Genomic DNA, 10,863 nt, shown 5'->3' with positions numbered 1-10,863 from the left:
TTTTCCTGCTCGTGGACCGTAAGCGTGTGACCGTTCCCCTGCTCGTAATCGTAGAACCAATCTTCTGATGAATACCAACTCTTCGAGGGGGACTTTTTCATGGACTGCACTTCTTAAGTTTCCAACACACAACGGCCGGTTGGCGGCACTTACAACATCGCGGATTGTGCGGGAGCAAGCGCGACCGTGACGGCGCGTGACCTTATTGCATCACAAATACCGCTATGGCGGTTTGATGCAAATCAAATTTGCAACCCCCGAGCGGCTTTAAGACGCCATTAATGACGTCCCTACCCTTCTAATTGCCGCGTTTTTTCAATGAGGTTTCCTTCGCGGGCGCAGTTTCGGCCGTCGGCTTCTGTGGCACTGCCGCCACGGCCTGCGGCTTGACCGCATCCACTGCGATCCCCTCGACACGCCAGACGCCATCGAGCCGGATAAACGACAGGTCGTACTGAACCTGCAAGGGCTGGGTCGGGAAATTGCCGACGATGCGCAATTTTCTGTTTTCCGTCAGTTCGGGATTTTTGGTGAGGTTCGGCGCGAGCAATAAAACCGGCGTGAGATTGATCTTGCGTGCGCGAAGATTGGCAAAGAACGCCGTGACTTGCGCCTGATCGAAACGCTCGCGGAAAACCGGCGAACCCATATCGCGCAGCACCGAATAATTGCCGGTCTGGTTCGCGTGCTGAAGCGCAAGGATCGTCGATTTGATCAGCATTGCGAGTTCGGCAGCTTCGATCCTGATTTCAGGCTTCGCCTCAGGGCTTTTTGCGGTCGCCTCGGGACGGGGTTTATCCGCCGGTCCCTTCGTCTGCGCCGTCGCGGCCCAGGGCAAGGCTGAAATCGCTGCCGCACAGAGCCAGAAACGCGCTGCTCGCATCGGACCACTCCACTATTTGCAACAAAAAAGGCTGCCGCCGAAGCGGCAGCCTGATGCGCCTGCCACAACCCGGCAGTTACCAGGTGAACTGAACGCCGGCGCGACCGCCGACATTGTCGCGCTCGGTGGCGAAGCCGACGCCGCCCGTCAGGGCCACGCGCTCGCCGAAGCCGAACAGGTTCTTGCCGAGCACGCCCTGCAGGCCGACGCCGATCGCGTTCGAGCCGTCATAGGTGCCGAAGTTCACGGACACGCCAAACTTCTCGCCAGCGACGAGGTCGGGCGTCTGGACTGCGAGCGCGATGGCGACGCCGTCACGCACGTCCTTGATGCGGTCGTTCAAAATCGCATCTCTGGAGTCGACATAAGCCTTGTTCGTAGCATCGGTCGCAGCGATAGGAGTGCCGACGTTCTGGATGCGGTTGCCGCCGAAGTCGACGTCCGTGCCGGCGCGGACGGTGAGGCTGTCGGAGATCACCGCGCCGCCGCTGAGCGTGGACAGCCCCGTGACCGTGTGGGTACCTGTCACAGTGGAATTACCCGAGACGGTAAGATTGCCGCCGATGGCCGCGTCGCTCGTCACGCTGAGCGTATCGGTCGTCGTGCCGCCCGTGATGTTAGCGCCGCCAGCCGAGACGATAAGCGCGCCGCCCGAAGTGATGCCGCCTGTACCCGCTACCAGCGCGGATCCCGAAAGCGTACCGGTGGTGCTCGTCACGCCGTTCGCGCTGATGGTGGTGGTATCGGTTCCGTCGGTCACGGTCAGCACACCATCGGTCGTCAAGCCGCCGGCGGTCAGAGTCGTCGTGTTGGTGCCATCGGTCGATTCGACGGTGCCGGACGTCGCCAGGCCGCTCGCATTCAGAGTCGTCGTATTGGTGCCATCGGTCGACTGAACGCGGGTGCTGGTCACAGAGGTCAAGTTCCCGCTGGTGTCGTTGACTGAGAAACCGGCACCGCCGATCGCGGACGAGCTCGTTCCATCGGTCGCAGTGATCGACGTGGCGGTGTTCGTGCCGTCAGAAAGATTGCCGCTCGCGTCGGTGGTAAGCGGTGTGCCCGCAGTCACGCCCCCGATCTGCACGGTTGCTTGCGCGAAGCCCGCCCCGCTCGAAAGCGCGAGCACGCTGGCGCCTGCGATAAGTGTCGCCAGAGTTTTGTTCATTTGCATCGGATTGCCCTTTCCTGAAGCCAAGGCGATTTAAAGGAGACTCAAAAAGCGAATGCTCCACTTACTACTCGTCTAGGTTGCAAAGAGCATTCAGCAACTCAAGCTCGAAATGACCTTGTGGGAATGAAACGGCAGGCTGTGGTGCAACCATGCAACTATCATTGGTTGCATCGCCGGAGCCCAGGCGACCTTCGCGTGACATGACGCGCCTTTTGCACGGTGGCCGACATCGGCGGATAAGAAGTTGTTTTTCTTATATCTTTATCGAAAGTAATGGCCGACTGAATCGGACGGATGCGCGTCACCGGCGTCTCCGCACAAGCGAAAGCCTCCGGTCAGAAGCGCGCTCCACAGCGGACGGCCACCAGCCGCATCCGCTTTGCATCGAGTGCGCGCCTGGTTTGTTCGCGTCTTGCCGGAAAATCGCTTCGCACTTTTCCTGACGGCCTCCAGTCGGTCGCGGGCGAACGATGGGACTGCCCTCAGGCCTGGGCGACATCAACCGATCATCACAACCTGATAGATATATCGGTTGACCACCTCGCGTTTTCGTAAATACTTGGGTTATTCGGCTGACGCGTTGTGGGAGGTTCGATGCCCCTGAGAGAAACCATTTCCCGCCTCTGGGAAAAGTTCCTATGCAAAGAGAACCCCGAGGAAAGCCAGGAACGCCTTAACGATTCGCTGTTGAGCGATATCGAACAGAGGGCGCTTGAGATCGTTCGGTCGAATCGGGATTTGTGCAGTGGGGAGCCGTCGCAGATCCGCGATGCCAGGGACGCGGCCTAGTCTAGAAACGTCGCGCGCCGATAGGCGCTGTCGGGAAATCGCGCACAGAACCGGTCCCGGAAAATCGAGCGTGAGCGAATCCTTGAGCGATACTCTTCGAACGGCTCAACGCCGCTGAGGTGTGCAGAAGCCGATGTCTTCGGGCAGGCCCTCTTGCGGGCCGTGGGACGACGCACCGCACATCGAACCTGCGAGGTGGCAGATACGGTAATGGCCGGGTTTCCCCGGCCATTGGTTTTTCTGCGGTTGTGCCAGCAAGCTGCTCAGGCGCCTATTGGTGAGCCAGCACGGCGAGGATCAGAAGCGCCACGATATTGGTGATCTTGATCATCGGGTTGACGGCCGGTCCGGCGGTGTCCTTGTAGGGATCGCCCACCGTGTCGCCGGTCACCGACGCCTTGTGAGCATCGGAACCCTTCAAATGCCGGACGCCGTCCTTGTCGACGAAGCCGTCTTCGAACGACTTCTTGGCGTTATCCCACGCGCCACCGCCCGAGGTCATCGAGATGGCGACGAAAAGACCCGTGATGATGACGCCGAGAAGCATCGCACCGAGGGCGGAGAACGCGGCCGATTTGCCTGCTATCGCGTTGATGATCACGAAGATCGCGACCGGCGACAGGACCGGCAGCAGCGACGGGATCACCATTTCCTTGATGGCGGCCTTGGTCAGCATGTCGACCGCGCGACCGTAGTCGGGCTTCTCTGTGCCCTTCATGATGCCCGGCTTCTCGCGGAACTGACGGCGGACCTCTTCAACGATGGAACTCGCCGCGCGTCCGACAGCCGTCATGCCCATCGCCGCGAAGAGATAAGGCAGCAGACCGCCGAAAAGCAGGCCGACCACGACATACGGGTTCGAAAGCGAGAAGTCGACGGTCACGTTCTTGAAGTACTGGAAGTGATCCGGGCTCGTCGCCGCCTGGTTGATGAAATAACGCAAGTCTTCCGTATAAGCCGCGAACAGGACGAGCGCGCCGAGGCCCGCGGAACCGATGGCATAACCCTTCGTCACGGCCTTTGTGGTGTTGCCGACCGCGTCGAGCGCGTCGGTGGTCTTGCGGACGGCCGATGGCAGATCCGACATCTCGGCGATGCCGCCGGCATTGTCCGTCACCGGGCCGAAAGCGTCGAGCGCGACAACCATGCCCGCCAGCGCGAGCATCGTGGTCACTGCAATCGCGATGCCGTAAAGACCGGCGAGGTTGTAGGTCGACAGGATGCCCGCGATGATGACGATTGCCGGAAGCGCGGTCGCCTCAAGCGAAACGGCGAGACCCTGAATGACGTTCGTGCCGTGTCCGGTCACGGACGCTTGCGCGATCGACTTCACGGGGCGATAGCCCGTGCCGGTGTAGTACTCCGTGATCACGACGATGGCCGTTGTAACCGCGAGACCGATTACGCCGCACCAGAACAGGTCGAAGCCTGTGAATGTCGCTTCGTTGGCTTTCAGCGTCGTTCCGAGGCCGACGAGATAGTCGGTCAGCGGATAGAGGGCGATCAGCGAGAGGACGCCGGTAGCGATGAACCCCTTGTAGAGCGCGCCCATGATCGAGTTGTTCGAGCCGAGACGGACGAAGAACGTGCCGACGATGGACGTTACGACGCAGGCCGCACCGATGGCGAGCGGGAAGATCATCATCCGCGACAGGAGGGCCGGATCGTAGGCGAAGTAGATGGAGGAAAGCACCATCGTCGCAACGACGGTCACGGCATAGGTCTCGAACAGGTCGGCAGCCATGCCGGCGCAGTCGCCGACGTTGTCGCCGACGTTGTCGGCGATGGTTGCCGGGTTGCGCGGGTCGTCTTCGGGGATACCGGCTTCCACCTTGCCGACGAGGTCGCCGCCCACGTCCGCGCCTTTCGTGAAGATGCCGCCGCCGAGACGTGCGAAGATCGAGATCAGAGAGGCGCCGAAGCCGAGAGCGACGAGCGCATCGATGACGCGGCGGTCATTCGGCGCGTAGCCGAGATACTGCGTCAGCACGGTGTAATAGATGGTCACACCGAGCAGCGCGAGGCCAGCCACGAGAAGCCCCGTCACCGCACCAGCCTTGAAGGCCATGGACAGGCCCTGTCCGAGGCTTTCCGAAGACGCCTGCGTCGTCCGCACATTCGCGCGCACCGACACGAGCATGCCGATGAAGCCCGCTGCGCCGGACAGAAGCGCGCCGATCAGAAAGCCGACACCGACCGTCAAGGAAAGCAGATAGGCGAGGATGACGAAGATGACCGCGCCGACAATCGCGATCGTGGTGTACTGCCGCGCCAGATAGGCGGATGCGCCTTCCTGAATGGCCGCCGCGATTTCCTGCATGCGCGCGTTGCCGGAACTTGCCGCCAACAGCGAGCGCGTGGTCAGCGCGCCGTAAAGGATGGAGAGCGCGCCTCCAGCAATAATGATCCAAAGTACTTGGTTCATGGATGAGATCCTGGAACGAGAGGGTTGGGCGAAAGATGCCCACCGCCGGACGAGTGGGATTATCGTTTAGCTCCCGGCACAGCGCCGCGACCTTAGAAAACTTGGCCGCACAAGGCAACACGCGAGTGTCAACACATTTTCCGGAGCCGCATGGCTGGTATCATTGTCAAGGCGCGGAAGACTCGAGCATGTTTTTTCTGGAAGCGCCTCTGTCGTGACAAGTTGTCCGACGGCCTATAGTCGCAGTTCTGCTTGCGGGGGCGCAGAGCAAGCGGCCACGCGCCTTGCGCGAAACCGCTCGCGGTGTCGAAGCCGTGGATGGTGAGCCGAATCCGGTCTGCGGAATTAGGGACGCGCGCTGTTCACATCGCGATGCGTGCTGAACCGCGCTTGACTAATTCGCGAAGCGGAAGTGCAAGACGTCGCCGTCGTTGACGACATAGTCTTTGCCTTCGAGGCGGAATTTTCCTGCCTCCTTGGCGCCTGTCTCGCCGCCGAGCGAAACGAAATCGCTATAGGCGATCGTCTCCGCACGGATGAAGCCCTTCTCGAAATCCGAGTGAATCACGCCTGCGGCAGCAGGGGCCGCCGTGCCCTTGGTGATCGTCCAGGCGCGGGTTTCCTTTGGCCCTGCGGTGAAGTAGGTGATGAGGTCGAGAAGATGATAGCCCGCTGAAATCAGGCGGTTGAGGCCCGGCTCGGTGAGCCCCAGCTCAGCGAGATAAAGCGTGCGCTCCTCCTCGTCGAGTTGCGCAAGCTCGGACTCGATCTTGGCCGAGATGATGACCACTTCCGCGCCTTCCGGCCGGTAGCGATCCTCCACGATCCTTGAAAAGGCGTTGCCCGTCCCCGCGCTTGCCTCGTCCACATTGCAGACGTAGAGCGCGGGTTTCGCGGTGAGAAGCTGAAGGTTGCGGAAAGCGCGATGATCGGCCTCGGGGATCTCCGCCAGTGCTAGCCGCGCGGGCTTTCCCTCGGAAACGTATTTCAGCGCGACGTCGATCAGCTGGATCGCGGTCTTCGCTTCCTTGTCGTTGCCCTTGGCCTTTTTTTCGAGGGCGGGGCGGCGGCGTTCCAAACTTTCCAGATCGGCGAGCATAAGCTCCGTTTCGATTGTGTCCGCATCCGCCAGCGGATCGACGCGGCCCTCGACATGCGTCACGTCGTCGTCCACGAAGCAGCGGAGCACATAGGCGATCGCGTCGCACTCGCGGATGTTGGCGAGGAACTTGTTGCCGAGACCCTCGCCTTTCGACGCACCGCGCACGAGCCCGGCGATATCCACGAAGGTCAGGCGCGTCGGGATGATCGCGGCGGATTTCGCGGCGGCCGCGATTTTCTGCAGGCGCTCGTCGGGCACTGAGACCTCGCCCACATTCGGCTCGATCGTGCAGAAGGGATAATTCGCGGCCTGCGCTGCCGCCGTCTGTGTCAAGGCGTTGAAAAGCGTGGATTTACCCACGTTTGGCAGGCCGACGATACCGCACTTGAAACCCATGAAACGTCCTGTCGATGCTTTGTCTGTGAGCTTTTCAGGCGAAGGGGATGCATGTTCGCGTGAAAAAACGACTCAAATCGGTAAGCCGGTCAGCCCATACGATGAACCGCAAAGGAGCCCGGTGAGGCGGCAATCCGGCGGCAGCCTCATTCCCAAGGCGCACCGCCGCTCCCGAAGGGGCGAACCGTGCTGCAAAACCTCGCTGTCGCCATGCCGCTGGCGGTTCATGCGACAAGGGGTCTTGCACGCGCCTCGCAGCAGCCTTCGGTTGCTATAAGGTCTTGCGCGACCGAAGTCCAGCCAGCGGGCTCACCGAAGAGACCCGCCGCAGCCTCTCGCGTCAACCCCGAACGCGTCGGCGGAACCAGCTGAAGAAGCCGCCGCCCTTCTTGTTGGCAACCGGGGTGGAGGCTGGCTCGCCGCCGGAATCCGGAACGGACGGATTTTCAGGAGCGCTCGGCCTTTCGATGACGGCTGCCGCGGCTGCGCCTGCAAATTCCAGCTCGCGCTCGGAATGGACCGGGGCGGAAGCCTGTGCCTGCTCGGGGAGAGGCGTGGGCTCGGGTTCCTGAACCGGGTCCGGACCGGGGATGGGTGCAGGTTCCGGCACGGGGTCCGGATCGCTGACGGGCTCCGGCTCGGGCACAGGCTGCGGCTCTGGCGCGGGAACCGGGTCGATGATCGGCTCGGGCTCCGGTGCCGGCTCCGGCGATCCTGCGTGAATTGGCTCTGTGACCGGCTCCGGCTCGACGACGCTTGCCTCTACGCCGTCCTGATGGGGCGCGTCTTCCGAAACCTCGACGGGCGCGGAGAAAGCCTCTTCAACCGCCGGGGCTTGGACAGGAGCCTCATCGACCGTTACGGTCGTTTCCGCCTCGGTCGTCTCTTCATCCACGCTCGGCGCGGCGTTGAGCGTTTCGGCGGGCTCCTCTGTCGCGAGCGGCACCTGTTCGGTTTCGGGCTCGGCGGAGGATTCCACCTGCGACTCAGCTATGTGGGCGCCTTGTTCGGGAGTTTCTTCAGAAGTCGCCTCTTCGGCGGCTGCGTTCACAACAGCGCTCGCTTCAGCTTCGCCGGACAGGCCGACGACGGCGTCTTCGTCGCCGGTCGTCGCCACCGGCGCTGCATCGGCCTCGGGCTGCTTCGGTGCGGTGGCCTCGAGCGCTTCCCTTGCGGCGAGGATTTCCTGATCGCGCGGCACGCGCTGAGGCGGCACTTCGCGCTCCAGATCGAAGACGGTTTCTGTCGAACCGGCGGCGTCGGGATGAGGGAGAACAACGGCGGAGGATACAGCGCCGCCACTTCCGTCGCGCCCCGCCGATACCGTGATCGGAGGAAGGGGCATCGGTTCGATGGGCTTCGTCGCTGCCGCGACGATTGCAGCAAGCGCTTCCGCTTCGGGGTCGGCTGTGGTTTCGCTCACCTCTTCCACCGCAACGGGCTCGGCGGCGGGGGCTGTAACCTCTGGCTCAACCGCGTTTTCTTCAGCCGCGACGGGCTCAACGGCTGGCGCTTCGGCAATCGGCTGGGAGATCACGTCGCCGATGTCTGCGGGCTCCATGGCGGGAGCTTCGGCTACGGGCTCGGCGACGATTTCTGGCACTACGCCAGCGGCGGCTTCGGTTTCCGGTTCCTGCGTCTCGCTTGCCACCGCCTGCGGAGCGGCCTCTGCCTCTGTTTCGGCAGGTGCCGGGACTTCCTCGACAATGGGAGCTTCTATCGAACTCGGCGTTTCGATCCCGAGAGACGCGATGGCATCCTCGACCGACGCGAAAGCGACGCCTCCCTCGGCGGTCGTTTCCTCGGCTGGCGCGTCCGCAACAGCATCCGAAGCAATCGCCTCCGCTGCTGCCGGGATGCGCTCATCGGACGTCTCACGCGCCGCAGCCGGTGCTTCAGCGGCGCCCGTTTCCTCTGCCGCCTTCGGGAGTGGCTTCCGTCCCCGGGCGGCCTCGCTCAAAAAACTGGCCTCTTTTCCTTCCACGAGGTTCGTCATTCCGCGCGCGACTCCTTCGAGGAGCGGCACGAGCCATTCCTCATCGGCTTTCGCAAAATCGTGGAGGACGTAATTGGCGACGAGCGCCTTATCGCCGGGGTGACCGACGCCCAGCCGCACCCGGCGATAATCGTTGCCGACATGCGCGGTGATGGACTTGAGGCCGTTGTGACCGGCATTGCCACCGCCAGTCTTCACGCGGATCTTGCCGGGTTCGAGGTCGATCTCGTCGTGGATGACGATCACATCGCTGACGGCCAGCTTGTAGAAGCGGAGGGCTTCGCCGACGGCGCGGCCGCTCTCGTTCATAAAGGTCGCGGGTTTCAAGAGGATGGCGCGAACGAGGCCGATCTGCCCTTCGGCGACCAGCCCCTGAAACCGCTTCTTCCACGGCGAGAAACCGTAGCCCCTCGCCAATTCGTCAACCGCCAGAAAACCGATGTTGTGGCGGTTGCCACGATATTTCTCACCCGGATTACCCAATCCGACGATCAGCTTCATGATGAAATCTCTCACATTTTATCGATGATGAACGCCGAACTGGTATGGGAGGATGCTACTCGCTCTTTTCAGCCGCGGCGGCTTCAGCCGCCTCTTCCGATATCTGCGCAGCCGCGCCCGCGATCGTTGCGACCGTAAAATCGCGGTCCGTGATGGTGGGCGTGATGCCAGCCGGAAGCTTCACGGCGGAGATGTGAATGCTGTCGCCGATGTCGTAGCCGGTCAGGTCGACCGTGATGTGATCCGGGATCGAATCCGCCGGGCAGGACAGTTCGACCGAGTGGCGCACGATGTTGAGGGCACCGCCGCGCTTCAGGCCGGGCGACGCTTCTTCGTTGATGAAGTGCACAGGGATTTCGACTTCGAGGCGCGAGGACTTCGAGACGCGCAGGAAATCCACGTGAATCGGAAAATCGCGCACCGGATCGACCTGCACCTCGCGCGGGATCACGCGCTCTTTCTTGCCGTCGATGTCGAGCAGGTAGACCGTCGAGAGGAAATGGCCAGTCTGATAGTGCTGCCAGACATGCCGATATTCGAGCGTGACATTCGCGGGGCTCTTTTCGCCGCCGTAAACGACGCCCGGAACGAGCTTCTGTGCCCGGAGCGCGCGGTTCGCAAGCTTGCCGGTGCCTTCGCGCGCCTGCGCCTTGAGTTCGATAACCTCAGCCATTTTTGTCTCTGTTTTGTTGGATGAGCGCGTCTGTGCGGCGATCAAGCACGCGGACGTTCTGCACTCAGGGATGTCTCAAACCCTCTCTATAAAGGCAAGCGCTGCGAAAGACAATAAGCTGGTTTATTCAGGCAATCTTCGTTTCGATGACCCGCTGAAAGCCGCGCCTCCGACGTTCTTCATGAGATATCGGGATGCAACGCGGCGGCGCCAGCCAGGACGAGGGCGAGCTTCCGCCGCCACCACCCTTTCGGATCGCCTGCATATGCCGCCCACGTCGCCGCCCTGATCGCGGCATAAGTGTCGGAGTGTTCCACCGGCTTCCAGGCTTCCGCCTTGGCGACTTCAACCGTTTGTCCTTTTTTTTGAGCGGGCTGGCGGAGACGGCGCAGCGCAACCGCCGAGTCGTTTGTCATGTCCATGACTGTATCGACCACAAGAATTGCATCGAGCCTCGCGAAGCCGAACCCCTCCAGACGATGGCACATCGCCGCAAAGGCGCGGACGATAGCGGGCGGGGTCGTCTCAAGCGTACGAATCGCCTCGGCAAGGCCGGGATGCGCCTCGTACATCGCCCAGGCCGCTTCGGCCGTCATCTCGACAGCCTCACGCCAGTCGCGGGCGGGCGGCGTCCAGTCGATCCGCTCCACCGCGACATCGATGGCGGCCGAGATGATATCGTCGCGCCCTTTCACATGGCGGTAAAGCGAAGAATGGTCGACGCCGAGCCGCCCCGCGATCGTAACCATCGTTGCACTGTCGAGCCCGACTTCGAGTGCGCATTCGGCGATGGCGGCGCGCGATATACGCGCGGGACGCCCCGGCTTCTGTTCGGGCCTGTCGTCTTTCTCGCTCATCCCCGTCTCGATTTAAAACCATTCTGGAACGAGTTGCTTCGCAACAACATGTTGCAAATGGAAGAGTTCT

7 protein-coding genes are annotated in these 10,863 nt (G+C 62.1%); all 7 read right to left on the bottom strand.

Annotated elements, in window-relative coordinates:
• Positions 1–298: 298 nt before the first annotated feature.
• The 7 genes from QM659_RS14505 to QM659_RS14475 all read right to left on the bottom strand — a co-directional run bounded on the left by QM659_RS14505 (position 299) and on the right by QM659_RS14475 (position 10,793).
• Positions 299–883 (bottom strand): hypothetical protein, encoded by a 585-nt coding sequence (locus QM659_RS14505; protein ID WP_415188957.1) that lies wholly within the window; start codon positions 881–883, stop codon positions 299–301.
• 76 nt (positions 884–959) lie between these two features.
• On the bottom strand, positions 960–2,048 hold the full coding sequence (locus tag QM659_RS14500) for a YadA-like family protein (protein WP_415188956.1): 1,089 nt from the start codon (positions 2,046–2,048) through the stop codon (positions 960–962).
• Between the two features lie 1,066 nt (positions 2,049–3,114).
• Positions 3,115–5,268 carry a sodium-translocating pyrophosphatase gene (locus tag QM659_RS14495; RefSeq protein WP_127077786.1) on the bottom strand — a complete coding sequence of 718 codons (2,154 nt, stop codon included), beginning with the start codon at positions 5,266–5,268 and terminating at the stop codon, positions 3,115–3,117.
• A gap of 394 nt (positions 5,269–5,662) precedes the next feature.
• Entirely contained in the window at positions 5,663–6,766 is a 1,104-nt protein-coding gene (ychF, locus tag QM659_RS14490) for a redox-regulated ATPase YchF (protein WP_415188955.1), read from the bottom strand.
• A gap of 340 nt (positions 6,767–7,106) precedes the next feature.
• Positions 7,107–9,263 (bottom strand): aminoacyl-tRNA hydrolase, encoded by a 2,157-nt coding sequence (gene pth / locus QM659_RS14485; RefSeq protein WP_415188954.1) that lies wholly within the window; start codon positions 9,261–9,263, stop codon positions 7,107–7,109.
• 55 nt (positions 9,264–9,318) lie between these two features.
• Positions 9,319–9,936, bottom strand: a complete 618-nt coding sequence (locus QM659_RS14480) for a 50S ribosomal protein L25/general stress protein Ctc (RefSeq protein ID WP_415188953.1) — start codon at positions 9,934–9,936, stop codon at positions 9,319–9,321.
• Between the two features lie 179 nt (positions 9,937–10,115).
• Positions 10,116–10,793: a TetR/AcrR family transcriptional regulator gene (locus tag QM659_RS14475; RefSeq protein ID WP_415188952.1), complete on the bottom strand. Its 678-nt coding sequence runs from the start codon at positions 10,791–10,793 to the stop codon at positions 10,116–10,118.
• Positions 10,794–10,863 lie beyond the last annotated feature (70 nt).

The organism is Rhodomicrobium sp., assembly GCF_047605405.1.
GTDB lineage: Bacteria > Pseudomonadota > Alphaproteobacteria > Rhizobiales > Rhodomicrobiaceae > Rhodomicrobium > Rhodomicrobium lacus.
Note: the sequence above shows the minus strand (reverse complement) of the source record. Positions and strands in the feature narration are given on the sequence as shown.